Consider the following 14,615-nt stretch of genomic DNA (forward strand, 5'->3'; position numbering starts at 1 on the left):
CTTTTCCGGGGCCCATATTTTAAGCTTAATTGTACTCATTGACTTGCTAGCGAGATTTTGCAATCTCATTTATAGTCGATTGCTCGACTGTGCTTTACTCACTCGTTGTTCAGTTTTCAAAGATCAATTTCTTTCGTTCACTGCCGCGTTACCGAAGCAGCGAAAAGTAATATACCATGTTGAAATCTCTTTTGCAAGCACTTTTTTCAATTAATTTTTCACTAGATTCAACAGGTCGAAAAGAATAAGACTTAATCAGACAGGTTTCATAATATACCACGTACGTCAACGCAACACAAGCACTTTTTGAAGCAGAAACTCAGTTATTCTAAACATTAGCCGTAGCCCGCTCGCCACCAATTTAATGTTTCTGTCATTTAACATAAATCTTGAGATAATCGAACCATATCCCTACACTGTATTCCATTCTCATAAATTTCTTCTGAGTAGTGTCTAAAGAAAAAGTCTAAATCAACGCCGACAATTCTAAAGCCGCACTTTTGATATAGCGCTAATTGGCCTATGCTTGAATTCCCAGTACCGATCTCAATTGTTTTATATCCCATTGTCTTAGCTATATGTATGGCATGTAGAACTAACTTTCTCCCTATCCCTCTCCCCTGCATCTCTTCCGCAACCGCAATGTTCACCAATTCAACTGTCTCTGGTCTAGTAGGAAGAAGTACATAGGTCCCAATACATTGATTGCTCTCTTCTGCAATAAAGCACTCTCCTCTTTTGACATAGTCCTCAACAAGCTTTCGAGATGGGTCCGCCATTAACAATAGTTCAATCGGGTGCTCTTCGTTTAAATTGAGTCTTCGAATATCCATAATCTCGCTCCCTCCGTCGAATGAACTTCAAATTTATCCCTATTAGTAAAAAATGATTATAGTCATTCCTTCGTGATGCAAGTGAGCTTGTCATTGTGTTACGATGAAAATAATTCAAGGAACGGAGGGGTTCGTGTGATAGATTTTATCCGAGTTAGATCTTTGCGCGGCTAATGGAATAGCGCTCACAAGATTCTGTCAGTGTACAGAGGACTCAGGATAAGTTTGTCCATTTATAACCCTGAATTGTTGAAACTTCCGGTGATCAAGCAACACAGTTTGAAATAAGGTGAGAGATCCTTTAAGCCAAACTGTCGTTTGTTTTATTTCGTTCACTGTGATAGTCAATGTCCTCTCAACGGCTGACAACACAAGCATTCTGCTTGTGTTGTTTCTTTTTACTTCAAAACTTGAAAGGATGATGAACAATGGAACAACATTATGAAAAAGCGATTATTATCGGGGTCAATCTGATCAGCCGCCCTGATTTTTTATATTCGATGCAAGAACTGAGCAATCTGGCCGCAGCGTGCAATATGGTTGTGGTAGGTGAACTTAGCCAGAAAGTTGCTCGTGTGAACCCGTCTCATTACATCGGAACGGGAAAAATCCAAGAATTATGTGTGCTAATTACAGAAAAAGACGCTTCCGTCGTTATATGCAACGATGAATTAACCCCTTCCCAGATTCGAAACCTGGAATCTTCGCTTGATTGCAAAGTCATTGACAGGACGATCTTAATTCTAGCTATTTTCGGGGAGCGCGCTCAAACTAGAGAAGCTCAACTTCAAGTCGAAGTCGCCCAACTCCAATACATGCTTCCCAGACTCGTGGGACTTCGCGAATCATTAGGCCGTCAAGGTGGCGGGGCCGGTTTGAAAAATCGTGGCTCTGGCGAGACAAAACTTGAACTCGACCGCCGTAAAATCGAAGATCGCATCACTTCGTTGCAATCCGAGTTGGAAAAGCTCGTTGCCCGGCGCCAAACGCAACGAAAGCAGCGGCGTAAGAACGAAGTGCCCGTGATTTGCCTGGTCGGCTATACGAACGCGGGGAAATCAAGCCTATTGAACGCCATGATCGAGTTGTACAATCCAAGAGCACTTAAGCAAGTCTTTACCAAAGATATGCTGTTCGCCACACTGGAGACATCTGTTCGAAGCATTAGCTTACCTGATCGTAAAACCTTCTTGCTAACGGACACGGTAGGTTTCGTGAGCCAACTTCCCCACCACCTGGTTAAAGCATTCCGCTCTACATTGGAAGAAGTCACTGAAGCCGATCTGCTGATTCACGTCGTAGACATCGCCAACCCGGAGTACGCTCAGCATATTAACGTAACAAATGACACATTGAAAGAACTGGGGGCGGATCATATTCCAATCATTTATGCCTATAACAAGTCTGATTTGACGGAACATGTGTACCCTCGGATAGAAGATGATCACGTGTATCTGTCTGCCGAGTTGAACCGGGGAATTGAGGAGCTTACCCAACTAATTCGCGAACGTATTTTCCAAAATTACGTGCAATGCGAAATCATTATTCCTTATGAGCAAAGTCGTTTGGTGGCCTATTTCAATGAACATGCTCATATTCAGTCAACAAACTACGAGCCGAATGGGACTCGTCTTACGCTGGAGTGCCGCGTATCCGATTATGAACAATATCGCGATGTGTTCTTGCAGCTTTAATTTATGAAAGATAATGTATAAGACTTCCTTACACTCCACAAACTACGATTACACCAAGAAAAGGAGTGATCACATCATGGCTAACAATAACAATACTTTAGTAGTACCGCAAGCAAAAGCAGCACTGAATCAAATGAAATTCGAAGTTGCTCAGGAGTTGGGAATTCAACTTCAACCTAACGGTTATAATGGCAACCTCGCTACACGTGATGCAGGATCCATAGGCGGTAACATTACAAAACGTCTGGTCCAAATTGCAGAGCAGCAGTTACAAGGCTACAGCCGTTAATCTTTTATGTAAGAAATAGCATCCGTAATCAAATGAAGTCGCCTGGGAAACCCGGCGACTTCATTTTTTATAACAACCGCCTATACTCACTCGGTGTCACTCCGGAGAACTTTTTGAATGTGCGGTTAAACGAACTTAACGACTGATACCCGGTCGCCGTTGCAATGTCTTGGATTTTCATCTCCGATTGCTGAAGCAAATTCATCGCTTGTTTGATTCGGAACTCATTGACGTAGTCAACGAAATTCATTCCCGTCTTTTCCTTGAAATACGTGGACAAGTACCCGCCGGTTATGTTTAGCTTGCTCGCGACCGACTCGAGCGAGATATCCTCGGCGTAATGCTCCATTGTATAATTTTCCACGAAACTGACGATCTGATCGCGTTCCTCTTTCTTCAACCGGACAAGTCTCGTTGCCTCTTTGACCAGTGTTTCGAAATATTGTTCCAACTGCTCAACCGTATAGACCGAGGAAATGAATCCTGATAGCCTGTACAAGTCTTCATTATCGCCTACGTGAAGCATACGTATCACCTTGTCAGTCGTCTCTTCCGCAAAACGATGGAAACGTGCCGTCCCGATGCCTTTTTTCTTCATCTGCGCCACGATGCGGTGAAGCGACTGCATCGCAAGCGCATCGTTACCTTCTTGCAAATTAACGTTCAATTCATGTTCTAATGCCGCTGTAGGCAAGAAATTCTTCTCATGAACTTGTCCTGCCGTTAAGACGCATGTTTCATCATCAAATGGCCGCAACTTCATCATCTGAATGACTTCCTCGTAAGCGGCAGTCATTTGCGAGGTATGATCGTACCGCGAACTAACGGCTATCGTAAAGAAACAATACTGGCTGTCCGCTGCCAGCACTTCTTTGACTTTGTCCAGCATCGCCGTAAAGCGCGTGTCATCTTCATCCAAGTAAATGATGGATAAAATTTGGTTAGACTCGATCTGCAGCGTCTGCGCACCTTTCATCTCTCCGCTGATCGCCTGATTGACATATTCGCGAATAAAAGAAGTCGCGCGCTCTTCCTCCCCGGACATCTCTTCTTTAAACCGAGCTTTGAAAGTTAACTGAAACAGCGCGAAGCGAAACGGCCTTTCGTCCGATTCAATCTGCTGCAGCGATTCCTGATTCCCGACGCGAATGCGTTTGAGACGGCTCATGAGGGTATAGTAGTGCAGGAGGCTCTTTTTCTCCTCAAGATCGCTTAACGCTTCCTGATTCATCCGAAGCATCCTTCCGATGTTCTCATTGATGATCTCGAATTCGTTGGCCGCTTTCCCATCGGAATCCTTCTTTTCGTTTAAATGCCGAATGGACTCGACGATTTTCTTCACGGGGTTATTGAACCGCCTGCTAAAAAATACGGATACCAGCACACTGATCGCCACCGCCACAATGAGCAGCACTAACAAGGTAACATTGAGGCGTACGATTCGTGCTGAAATACTTGCATCTGGCACAATATTAATATAAGTAAGGCCGCTGAACTCGCCTTTTTCGTAAAAATAATAACTACCGCCGCTCTTAACCCAGCCCTTTCCAGGCTCCAAGGCAGGAAGCTCCCGCTTGCCGGTTTGATCGGATGAAAAAAGAGGTTCATTTTGCGGACTCAAAATATAAAAATTATCATTAATGGACTGATGGTAGGCGTGATATAGCTTTTCCACATCGATAAAAGCGAGCATGACGAAGTCAGGATACAGCTTGCTTTTGACCATATAAGGAAAAACCAAGCCAGTTTGCGAAGTCGGATTTGTCTGGATTCCGGTAAAGGTTGCCGCTGGGTACAGTTTAGTGCTGAACGGCTCGGCAAATTCCTTTTTCCAAAATTCAGACGTATAGATCGGGCTAGTATAGTGTTCGGAGAACATGACTTCGAGACTGCTCCCCCGCAATTGCTCCAAAACAAGCGAATGCTTGACATCGTAAACAAATAAGTTGTTCAAAAATAATTGTTGATTGTTCACTTTACTTCGCACATCATCCATAACAGCTCCGGCTGCTACATAATCTACATTCGGACCTTTAAGCTGCAGGATATGATCGTCCAAGTACATGCTGACAATGACGTTGTTCAACAATTGGAAATACTGTTCGAAACTTTGCGCCGTGTGCGAAAGATTGGCATCGTTGTATTTGATAATTTCATCGTGAATGCTTTTGCGGAACAAAACGAGTGATACTAAATTAAATGAAACGAAGAGTACAATGATTGCCAAAAAGCTCAGCAATAGCTTCGTCATGATGGAACGGGTTTTGAGTTTTAATTGCAGTATACTCTTCATCAAGCGGCTTCCCCTCCTTCAAGTTCCGCAAGAAAACTCATTTCGTAAGGCTCTGTTAGACGTGCTAGTCGTATTTTCGAAAACTATGCATTTTTACGAAAACCCGCAAATTTGCGGCAATTCTAAATAAATACCGATTTCCAGGAAGCAGTAATCATTATAACATGGCAATATCAACAGAAATCAAGACTATCTTATCCGTTGCTCAGAAAAGGAGGGATTTCCAACATGGACATCAAGACGGCGGAAACGGGATTTCGTGCTGCCGCCGATACGGCGCGCAAAGCGAACAAAAGGCGCTCGATTTCGGCCCGGTTATGGAAGGAACGCTACTTATTCCTGCTGCTTTTGCCGGGACTTCTATATTTCATCATTTATAGATACGTTCCGATGGCAGGAAACATTATTGCGTTTCAAGACTTCAGCCCGTTTAAAGGATTTCTGCACAGTGATTGGGTAGGGTTTAAACATTTTAAAAAGATTTTCGAGGACCAAGAAGTCATACGCGTCATTTGGAACACGTTGTATTTGTCTTTTTTACAAATTGTATTCGCTTTCCCGGTCTCGATCCTGCTGGCGATGATGTTAAATGAAGTGCGAAACGAGAAGTTCAAGCGCTTGATTCAGTCGCTAGTTTATTTGCCTCACTTCCTATCGTGGGTTGTCGTCATTGGGATCGTAACAGTTTTTCTTAAATCAGAGGGGATTGTTAATAAGCTGCTGCACGCTGCGTTCGGCATGGATGCGACTCCGTTCTTAACATCTTCGGGCTGGTTCATGCCGCTCATTGTGCTCGAAGTGATCTGGAAGGAATCCGGCTGGGGAACGATCATTTTTCTCGCTGCGTTAGCGGGAGTCAATCCAAGCTTGTATGAAGCAGCTGTTGTTGACGGCGCAAGCAAGTGGCGGCAAATTTGGCATATCACCTTGCCATCGATTCGCGGCACAATCGTCATTTTGCTAATTCTTCGTCTCGGCAGCGTACTTGATGTTGGTTTCGAACAAATTTTCTTAATGCTGAATTCGTTAAACATGGATAGCGGCAACGTGATCGATACGTTCGTCTACTTCAAAGGCATTGAGAAATCCGATTTCAGCTTTGCAACTGCCGTAGGTTTGTTCAAGTCGTTGATCGGATTGATTTTGATTGTAGGGGCTAACAAGTTGGCAAAACGTTTCGGCGAAGACGGCGTCTATTGATGCATTCATACGCAAAGCTTGCAGGAGGTGTAAGAATTGGCCAAGCATCGGTCTTTATCTGAAACAGCGGGGAATGCCTTGAATATCGCAGTGCTTTCCGTCATCGGACTTGTTATGCTGTTTCCGTTTTACTATATGATCATGATCTCATTAACCTCGTATTCAGAGTACGTAACCAAGGAATTTGTCCTTTTCCCGACGCATATGGTTGCGGATGCTTATCAGTACATTTTTAAATCGAAAGTGTTTGTCCGCTCCCTGGGCGTTACTGCCTATGTTACGATAGCGGGAACATTGTTCAGTCTGCTTCTTACCTCCATGATGGCATACGCACTTACGAGAGGTATCTTAGGCCAACGGTTTTATGTATTCCTTGTGCTGTTTACGTTCGTCTTCGGCGCAGGAATCATTCCTACTTACATGGTGGTCAAAGCGACGCATCTGCTCGATAGTTACTGGGCGCTGATCATTCCTGGGGCGATTAATTCATTCAACCTAATCGTATTGCGACAGTTTTTTACGGGCATACCCCAGGAGCTGACGGAAGCGGCCGTTATTGACGGAGCCAACGATCTGCAAATTTTTTCGCGGATTGTCCTTCCGCTTTCCAAGCCTGCTTTAGCGGCATTCGGTTTGTTTTATGCGGTAAACAATTGGAACATGTATTTCTCTGCGCTAATCTATATCAGTGATCCAAGCAAATGGACTGTACAAGTCATTCTGCGGCAAATTGTAATTTTGAGCCAAAAACTCGATTCGCTCTCCGACGGACAACAGGCGGCTCTCGCGCAAAATGCACCCCCGGCTGAAACTATCGGCATGGCTGCGATATTGATCGCTACGATTCCTATTTTGCTGCTCTATCCGTTTCTGCAAAAACATTTTGCTAAGGGAGTGATGCTGGGTTCGGTCAAAGGATAAGAATCTGCTTACCTTTTTACTAGAATGAACGTCATGTTTCTAAAAACCAGGGAGGGTTCGACATTGAAAAAAAATCTCGTAACCATATTACTTTCCGTCACACTAGTCGGCGGTCTAACAGGCTGCGCAACGAATCCGGAGGCAAGCCCGAAAGAAAGCGCGAAAGCGGGTGAAACTGCGGCAGCAACTAAGAATCAAAAGTTTACGATTAATTGGTTCGACGGCACGTGGGAAGAACCGGTTCCAGGGCCAGACAGCGAAGCCGTTAAAAAAATCAACGAGAAATTTAATGTAGACTTTAAATCACAATTCGTGCCTTTCGATACCTATGATGAAAAACTCGCGGTTAAGATGGCTTCCGGCGATCTTCCGGACGTAATCGGCATGGAGGCAGTCGACGCCAATTACTTGAAGTGGTCGCAACAGGGGGCATTCCTGCCGCTTAACGATTTCTTACAGCAGTATGAATCAATGAAAGCTGTTCCAAGTTTTACGTGGGATGCCTTTAAAGTAGATGGCAAAGTATACGGCATTCCAACTTATTTCTCCCCTAAAGGCGGGAAAAAGCCGCTCATTCGTAAAGATTGGCTCGACAAGCTCGGCCTGAAGATGCCGACGAACTATGAGGAACTAAAGCAAGTTGCCATCGCCTTCACGAAAAACGACCCTGACGGCAACAACAAAGCCGATACCATTGGACTCGGACTCGCAAAAGGCATCTATTACGATCCGTCCTTCGGCTCTTATTACGCTAATTTCTCTTGGTATAACAAAAATGAAAGCGGTCAGTACATCCCTGGAATTATCTCGAAAGGGAATCAGGAAAAAATTGCATTTTTGGCTGATCTGCAAAAGCAAGGCGCTCTAAACAAAGACTGGGCCGTAACGGCGTATAAGGACGTTTTCAAAGCGTTTAATGCCGGAAAAGTCGGCATTTGGTACGAGCAACCGGGAAATAGCGGCAGCAACGGCATTGTGTTTGATACGCTCAAGCAAAACGATCCGAAAGCCGAAGTCGTTCCGATTCCCCCTTTCAAGGCACCGGACGGTTCGCAAGGCCTTACGCTCGGCGGCGGCTATTACCGGATGTATATGATTTCCTCTAAGTTGAAAAATGAACCGGAGAAAGTAAAACGCATTCTCGAAATGATCGACTATTTCCATAAAAACATACCGGCCGCTGAGAAAAATCCGCAAAACAAAGATTTCGATTGGATGAATGGCGGCGAAGGCAAAGGCTACAAGATGGTTAATAACATCGCGCAACCAATTGCTGAAAACCGCTCGACTGTTGCACCGAACGCCTATATTAAGGACGGCGGTTGGGTGAAGGATGACGAAGACTTGTTCAATTTCGCCAAAGTCGCTAAGACGCCGGAAGAAAGCAAGTTCCAACAGACATTGGCTGATATGCTGCACGGCATGAAGTTTTATGTGGACCCGACCAGCCGGATCATCTCCCCGATTCTCATGGAGAAAAACGCTGACTTGGCCAAATACATTACTGACGAGACGACCAAGATGATTTTCGGCCAAAGACCGCTCACCGACTGGGACAAAATGGTGCAGGAATATATGGCTAAAGGCGGTAAAGAGATGATTGACGAAGTGAATAAAGCGCTGAAGGCAGGCAATATCCAAGGCGAATGGAAATAATCTGAACTAGGAGGCTGTCCCAGGCGTCATCGGAGGATGATACTCGGGCAGCCTCTTGGCATTTATAGGGGGAAATCGCAATGCAAACATTAACAGCTGTTTTAGTCGGAGCCGGTGCCCGCGGCGCGCATAGCTATGCGCCTTACGCGCTCGATTATCCGCATGAATTAAAATTTGTCGCCATCGTCGAACCAGACGGACATCGACGGGATCAATTTGCTGCGACGCATCAGATTCCGCAAGATCGCTGCTTTACTTCGTGGGATGAGTTGTTCGCACAGTCCAAGCTCGCGGATATTATGCTCATCTGCACACAGGATAATATGCATTTTGAACCTACCGTTAAAGCACTGGATCAAGGCTATCACGTACTTTTGGAAAAGCCGATGTCCCCTGACCCTAAGGAATGCCTCGCAATGGAGGCTTCAGCCAAGGCAAACAACCGTCTGCTATCCATCTGCCACGTTCTTCGCTACACGTCGTTTTGGTCGACGATCAAACGGTTAATTGAGGAAGGACGCATTGGCGAAGTCGTATCCATCCAGCTTAACGAGAACGTAGCCTATTGGCATATCGCCCACAGCTTCGTTCGCGGCAATTGGAACAACTCCGATACGTCCAGCCCGATGATTTTATCCAAATCATGTCATGATATGGACGTTCTTTCATGGCTTATGGACCAGCCTTGCGTCCGTGTAAGCTCTTATGGTTCCTTGATGCATTTTCATTCTGGAAATGCGCCTGTTGGATCAACAGATCGCTGTATTGACGGATGTGCCGTAGAATCCACATGTCCATATTCGGCGACGAGATTTTATTTGGGGGATGGAAAAAACTGGGCCCGACATTTTGTTCAAGATTTATCCAAGGAAGCAATCGTAGAAGGACTCAAGACTTCGCCTTATGGGCGGTGCGTGTATAAATGTGATAACAATGTAGTTGACCATCAGGTGGTCAATATGGAGTTTGAGAACGGCGCTACGGCAACTTTCAGTATGAGCGGATTTACGATGAAACAGGAACGGATCATTCAAATCATGGGTACGAAAGGTCAAATCAGCGGACATGATGACAAAATAACGTTGTACGATTTTGTCACCCAGGAAGTGAATGACATTACTGTCCATGTGCCGAACAGCGGTCATGGCGGTGGCGATACCGGGATCGTTCAAAGCTTCCTGCGCGAAGTTCGCAGCTACAACGGCGGTGAAGGCCTTACCTCCGCATCCGCTTCTGTACGCAGCCATATGATGGCATTTGCCGCCGAAGCGTCGAGACGGAACCATGGACAGTCGATCGACATCAATGATTTTGCCAAATCTTTTATTTCGCAATGACGCGCGAACACTTTCAACAAGATAAGAATGGAGCGATTCTATGACAAAGTTAGAAATTGGGGATAAACAATTTTCGATGGTCGGACAACCTTTCCGCATCGTAGCTGGTGCCATCCATTATTTTCGGGTTGTGCCCGAATATTGGCGTGATCGATTGCAAAAGCTGAAGGCTTGCGGTTTCAACACCGTAGAAACCTACGTGGCATGGAACATGCATGAGCCGAAGGAAGGCGTATTTCATTTTGAAGGGATGGCAGATCTTGTCCGTTTTATTGAAACGGCGCAGGAACTCGGATTATTTGTTATCGTTCGCCCGAGTCCATATATTTGCGCAGAGTGGGAGTTTGGAGGTCTGCCTGCATGGCTTCTTCGTTATCCCGACATCCGGCTTCGCTGCGCAGATCCGGTATTTCTCCAAAAAGTGGATGCCTACTACGATGTGCTCATTCCCAAATTAATTCCGCTTCTTAGTACGAATGGCGGAACCGTTATCGCTTTGCAAATTGAAAATGAGTACGGCAGCTACGGCAATGATAAGGCCTATTTGGAACATTTGCGGCAAGGACTTATTGCTCGCGGTGTCGATGTACCTTTATTCACTTCTGACGGGCCTACTGACTCTATGCTGCAGGGGGGCACGCTGCCGGATGTGCTAGCCACGGTCAATTTTGGATCAAAGCCGGAAGAAATGTTCGAGAAATTCAAAGAATACCGGCCGACTGAGCCGCTAGTGTGCATGGAGTACTGGAACGGCTGGTTTGATCACTGGACGGAGAAACACCATACTCGGGATGCGGATGATGTAGCGGACGTACTCGATCGTATGCTGAACTTAGGCGCATCGGTGAACTTTTACATGTTCCATGGGGGGACGAACTTTGGGTTCTACAATGGGGCTAATTACGGGGATGCCTATGAGCCGACGATCACAAGCTATGACTATGACGCTCCGCTTTCTGAGAGCGGCGATATAACGCCAAAATTCCATGCTGTCCGACAGATCTTAGCCAAACACATGGACATAGGCGAATGCGAGCTGCCTGAACCCATTGCGAAAAAGCAGTATGGCCTCGTCCGTTTGACGGAGAAAGCCGACTTGTTCAGTAATTTACCGCAGCTTTCAACACCACTTACAAGCACATATCCGGTGCCTATGGAGCAGGTTGGGCAGGATTTCGGGTTCATTCTGTACTCGACAAACGTCACTGGTCCCCGTCTGAACATGCAGTTGCACCTGCAGGACGTGCACGACCGTGCGATCGTATTCGTGGACGGTTCTTATCTCGGTACAGTTGAAAGATGGGCTCCCCAATCACTGAAGCTGGACATCCCGGTAGGCGGAGCCAAGCTCGATATTCTCGTGGAGAACATGGGACGCGTTAACTATGGTCCGAAGCTGAAAGACTCAAAAGGCATCACAGAGGGTGTTCGTTTGAACGGTCAATTTCTATTTGATTGGACCATTTCTCCTCTGCCGCTTGATAATGTGTCAAGTCTGCAATTCTTGCCTTTTAAAGATACGCCGAACGAAAATCCAGCCTTTTACAAAGGTTCGATCGAGATTGAAGAAATTGCGGATACGTTCATTCGACTCGACGGCTGGAAGAAAGGCGTTGTTTGGGTAAATGGTTTCAATTTGGGACGTTATTGGGAGCGTGGACCGCAAAAAACGCTGTATGTCCCGGGTCCGCTGCTGCGCAAAGGCAGCAATGAGATTATTGTTTTCGAATTGCACGATGTGATAAATCCTGAGATTATGCTAGTGGATACCCCGGATTTAGGGTAACGCGAAGAAGGGGGGCATATGCCCCCCTTCTTCCTTTTATTTTATCCTTTATTGCCAGCAGTTACGTTGTCATCACCTTTTTTTACACCTTTGCTCTTGTATGGTTTGGGTGCGCTCTTCGCCCTGTTGGCACTCACCTGCCATCTGTTCCATCCCTTTTTATCCGTTCCTCTGCCAGTTCCCTTGCCTTTACTCATTCGATCACTCCGTTTCAGGTTTAAGTGTTCTAATAGATTGATCGATAAATTGTCTTTTGTCAAATCCAGTCTGAAGCAGCTCTTGCTTGAGAAATTGGTAAAGCTTTGAGCTTGCCAGTTTCAATGGATATTCGGATGCCTTGGTGAGAATACCGAACGTCATATCTATAGGATCTCCTATCATAGCTCGAATCGCAGTTCCGGTAGGCGCTGGGTTCAAAACAATCTCTGGCACAAGGGCAATACCTAGCCCTCTTTCAACATAAAATTTCAAAGCTGTCATACTCCCTATCTCCATCGTGTCAACGGGAATGTTCCCTGATTCCTGTAAGACCATCTCCAGTTTTCTGCGGTAAGGACAGATCTTTGATGTAATTAGCAGACGATGTCCCCGAATATCCTCCGGTGCAATAACCGCTTTTTGAGCAAGAGGGTGGTTCTCCGGCATCAAGACAACAAACTCTTCTTTAAACAAAGGTTCATAATAGAGATCGGAACCCAGATCCGGTGTCGAACAAAGAGCCACATCAATATCCCCTTTGAGCAGCTGATCGCACAATGTTGGTGTATTGGCAAAAATTAAAGAAATACGAACCTTCGGATATTCTGTTAAAAACCTCTCTATAATACCTGGTAAGCGATAGCTTGCAGTTGGCTCCGTTACCCCTAAACGAATATTTCCCCTTTCACCTAATTGCAAATCCGTCAAATCCATTTGCAATTGATCGATATTTTTTACTATTTGCAGACTCTGATCATAAAACAGTCTGCCTGCTTCTGTTAGACTGATTTTTTTGCCACGCTCAATAAGCTGAATGCCCAATTCGGATTCAAGCTTTTGGATTTGCATCGTCACTGTAGATTGCACATAGTTCATTTCATCAGCTGCGCGGATAAAACTGCCGTGCTTCACAATCATTTGAAACGTTTTTAATGTTTTAAGATCCATCGTAGTCCCCCCCCTAGCCTAGGGTTCATTTTTTTTGAACGTACAAATCAATTAATTCAATTATACAAATTTAAAATGGCAACATACAATCATTTATATCATGGTGCAACAAAAGGAGATGACAGAATGAATCTGAAAAATAAAGTGGCTCTTGTGACCGGTGGCGGTACAGGGATCGGCAGGGCTGCTTGCATCGCACTTGCTGAGCGGGGGACTGCTGTCGCGGTGAATTATTCACGCTCTAGATCCGATGCGGAAGAGACTGCGCAAATCATCAATAGAAACGGCGGGCGCGCAATTGCGATACAAGCTGATGTTTCTCAAGACCAGGAAGTCAGGAAAATGGTTGATCGATTAGTTCAACAATTCGGGACGATTGATTTGCTTGTCAATAATGCCAGTATTACCCGGCACATTCCGCTCCATGATCTGGAGGCGGTAACGGAAGAAGTATGGGACGAACTTTATGATGTGAATGTCAAAGGAATGTATTACTGTGCGCGAGCGGTTGCCCCATTCATGAAAAATAACAAACAAGGTGCGATCGTCAATCTCGGCAGTATAGCGGGACAAACAGGATTGGGCTCTTCTCTTCCATACGCCGTATCCAAAGCGGCTGTTCACGGTCTTACGAAATCGTTAGCACGCGCCTTAGCTCCGGATATTAGAGTCAACTGCGTAGTACCAGGAGCCGTCGAGACAAGATGGTGGGCTGGTAGGGAAGAACAAATGAAAAAATTAGCTCCAAATCTTCTGCTGCAGCGCATTGCAGCGCCTGAAGATATTGCCAAATTTATTTGTGCAGCCTTGGAACAAGAAGCAATGACAGGTCAAATTATAACCGTGGACAGTGGACAAACGTTATCATCATAATTCGATATCAGCGAAGACAACTCAACTTTAATAGCACAAAGAGACCCACAGCAACAAGCTGCGGGTCTAAGTTTTTTTATAAAGATTAATAGGTAATCTTAATGACCTTCGTTACATCGTCGAACTGCACATTGGCACCCAGCACCTCGGACATCAGTCTAACGGGAATGAGCGTAGCGCCGTAATAGAGCTTGGCAGGCGTCAGCGTATCTCGTTCATCATTCCCAGAGGCATAGGAAGACTTGGTCGTAAAGAAGGTAACCGTCTTCCCCTTCTTGGTGTAAATAGCTGCTTGCTTGGCCTGATCCCAATCGACGGTAGCACCGAGGGCGCCGGCCAGGTCTCTAACCCATATGTACGAGGAACCGTCGATAATGACAGGCTCCATTTTCGCCGGTAACTTGATACCGTCTAACGTAAACGCGCTTTCGTTAAGCTTGAAAGTAACGACGTGGGAAAGCGGACCTGTTGTCTCCGTTTGTTTTGTATACAGAACCGAATCCGCATGAAGCAGTTGCTTACCAACCGATGGTGCGGGTTCGGTCTCTTGATATGTGCTGAGTAGCGCGTGTCCGGTAATAGCGGCT

13 protein-coding genes are annotated in these 14,615 nt (G+C 45.6%); 8 read left to right on the forward strand and 5 right to left on the reverse strand.

The genetic code is table 11. The features are described from left to right. Nucleotides 1-377: 377 nt before the first annotated feature. A complete protein-coding gene (locus J2Z65_RS28340; RefSeq protein WP_167066634.1) occupies nucleotides 378-833 on the reverse strand; it encodes a GNAT family N-acetyltransferase in 456 nt (151 codons plus the stop codon). 428 nt (nucleotides 834-1,261) lie between these two features. Here J2Z65_RS28340 and hflX point away from each other — a divergent pair, with 428 nt between their 5' ends. Together hflX and J2Z65_RS28350 are read left to right on the forward strand one after the other, a co-directional pair. Continuing rightward, nucleotides 1,262-2,527: a GTPase HflX gene (gene hflX / locus J2Z65_RS28345; RefSeq protein ID WP_167066637.1), complete on the forward strand. Its 1,266-nt coding sequence runs from the start codon at nucleotides 1,262-1,264 to the stop codon at nucleotides 2,525-2,527. Nucleotides 2,528-2,603: 76 nt separating this feature from the next. Beyond that, nucleotides 2,604-2,816, forward strand: a complete 213-nt coding sequence (locus J2Z65_RS28350) for an alpha/beta-type small acid-soluble spore protein (RefSeq protein WP_167066640.1) — start codon at nucleotides 2,604-2,606, stop codon at nucleotides 2,814-2,816. Nucleotides 2,817-2,883: 67 nt separating this feature from the next. On the opposite strand, the gene J2Z65_RS28355 is transcribed toward J2Z65_RS28350, so the two are convergent. Beyond that, nucleotides 2,884-5,109, reverse strand: a complete 2,226-nt coding sequence (locus J2Z65_RS28355; RefSeq protein WP_240160025.1) for a helix-turn-helix domain-containing protein — start codon at nucleotides 5,107-5,109, stop codon at nucleotides 2,884-2,886. Nucleotides 5,110-5,337: 228 nt separating this feature from the next. Here J2Z65_RS28355 and J2Z65_RS28360 point away from each other — a divergent pair, with 228 nt between their 5' ends. The 5 genes from J2Z65_RS28360 (at nucleotide 5,338) to J2Z65_RS28380 (ending at nucleotide 12,009) form a co-directional block, all read left to right on the forward strand. After that, nucleotides 5,338-6,309: an ABC transporter permease gene (locus J2Z65_RS28360; protein WP_167066646.1), complete on the forward strand. Its 972-nt coding sequence runs from the start codon at nucleotides 5,338-5,340 to the stop codon at nucleotides 6,307-6,309. 36 nt (nucleotides 6,310-6,345) lie between these two features. Next, complete coding sequence (locus tag J2Z65_RS28365) at nucleotides 6,346-7,230, forward strand: carbohydrate ABC transporter permease (protein WP_240160018.1); 885 nt, start codon at nucleotides 6,346-6,348, stop codon at nucleotides 7,228-7,230. Between the two features lie 63 nt (nucleotides 7,231-7,293). After that, complete coding sequence (locus J2Z65_RS28370; protein ID WP_240160019.1) at nucleotides 7,294-8,886, forward strand: extracellular solute-binding protein; 1,593 nt, start codon at nucleotides 7,294-7,296, stop codon at nucleotides 8,884-8,886. Between the two features lie 80 nt (nucleotides 8,887-8,966). Continuing rightward, nucleotides 8,967-10,223, forward strand: a complete 1,257-nt coding sequence (locus J2Z65_RS28375) for a Gfo/Idh/MocA family protein (protein WP_167066652.1) — start codon at nucleotides 8,967-8,969, stop codon at nucleotides 10,221-10,223. A gap of 40 nt (nucleotides 10,224-10,263) precedes the next feature. Next, nucleotides 10,264-12,009 (forward strand): glycoside hydrolase family 35 protein, encoded by a 1,746-nt coding sequence (locus tag J2Z65_RS28380; protein WP_167066655.1) that lies wholly within the window; start codon nucleotides 10,264-10,266, stop codon nucleotides 12,007-12,009. A 41-nt stretch (nucleotides 12,010-12,050) separates the two neighbouring features. Here J2Z65_RS28380 and J2Z65_RS28385 read toward each other — a convergent pair whose 3' ends face one another. Then, nucleotides 12,051-12,206 (reverse strand): DUF3934 domain-containing protein, encoded by a 156-nt coding sequence (locus J2Z65_RS28385; RefSeq protein WP_167066658.1) that lies wholly within the window; start codon nucleotides 12,204-12,206, stop codon nucleotides 12,051-12,053. Between the two features lie 4 nt (nucleotides 12,207-12,210). Next, nucleotides 12,211-13,155 carry a LysR family transcriptional regulator gene (locus tag J2Z65_RS28390; protein ID WP_167066661.1) on the reverse strand — a complete coding sequence of 315 codons (945 nt, stop codon included), beginning with the start codon at nucleotides 13,153-13,155 and terminating at the stop codon, nucleotides 12,211-12,213. A gap of 126 nt (nucleotides 13,156-13,281) precedes the next feature. Here J2Z65_RS28390 and J2Z65_RS28395 point away from each other — a divergent pair, with 126 nt between their 5' ends. Then, the gene (locus tag J2Z65_RS28395) at nucleotides 13,282-14,028 is read left to right on the forward strand and encodes an SDR family NAD(P)-dependent oxidoreductase (protein ID WP_167066664.1); all 747 of its coding nucleotides are present in this window, start codon (nucleotides 13,282-13,284) and stop codon (nucleotides 14,026-14,028) included. Between the two features lie 85 nt (nucleotides 14,029-14,113). On the opposite strand, the gene J2Z65_RS36200 is transcribed toward J2Z65_RS28395, so the two are convergent. After that, nucleotides 14,114-14,608: a stalk domain-containing protein gene (locus J2Z65_RS36200; protein ID WP_420850881.1), complete on the reverse strand. Its 495-nt coding sequence runs from the start codon at nucleotides 14,606-14,608 to the stop codon at nucleotides 14,114-14,116. Between the last annotated feature and the right edge of the window lie 7 nt (nucleotides 14,609-14,615).

This window comes from Paenibacillus aceris, from assembly GCF_017874035.1.
In the GTDB taxonomy this organism is placed as follows: domain Bacteria; phylum Bacillota; class Bacilli; order Paenibacillales; family NBRC-103111; genus Paenibacillus_E; species Paenibacillus_E aceris.

What these genes read in the sequence shown, in the direction of transcription:
- J2Z65_RS28395 (WP_167066664.1), top strand. Translation starts at nt 13,282, where the DNA reads ATGAATCTGAAAAATAAAGTGGCTCTTGTGACCGGTGGCGGTACAGGG.
- J2Z65_RS28340 (WP_167066634.1), bottom strand. Translation starts at nt 833, where the DNA reads ATGGATATTCGAAGACTCAATTTAAACGAAGAGCACCCGATTGAACTA.
- J2Z65_RS28355 (WP_240160025.1), bottom strand. Translation starts at nt 5,109, where the DNA reads ATGAAGAGTATACTGCAATTAAAACTCAAAACCCGTTCCATCATGACG.
- J2Z65_RS28360 (WP_167066646.1), top strand. Translation starts at nt 5,338, where the DNA reads ATGGACATCAAGACGGCGGAAACGGGATTTCGTGCTGCCGCCGATACG.
- hflX (WP_167066637.1), top strand. Translation starts at nt 1,262, where the DNA reads ATGGAACAACATTATGAAAAAGCGATTATTATCGGGGTCAATCTGATC.
- J2Z65_RS28385 (WP_167066658.1), bottom strand. Translation starts at nt 12,206, where the DNA reads ATGAGTAAAGGCAAGGGAACTGGCAGAGGAACGGATAAAAAGGGATGG.
- J2Z65_RS28390 (WP_167066661.1), bottom strand. Translation starts at nt 13,155, where the DNA reads ATGGATCTTAAAACATTAAAAACGTTTCAAATGATTGTGAAGCACGGC.
- J2Z65_RS28350 (WP_167066640.1), top strand. Translation starts at nt 2,604, where the DNA reads ATGGCTAACAATAACAATACTTTAGTAGTACCGCAAGCAAAAGCAGCA.
- J2Z65_RS28375 (WP_167066652.1), top strand. Translation starts at nt 8,967, where the DNA reads ATGCAAACATTAACAGCTGTTTTAGTCGGAGCCGGTGCCCGCGGCGCG.
- J2Z65_RS28380 (WP_167066655.1), top strand. Translation starts at nt 10,264, where the DNA reads ATGACAAAGTTAGAAATTGGGGATAAACAATTTTCGATGGTCGGACAA.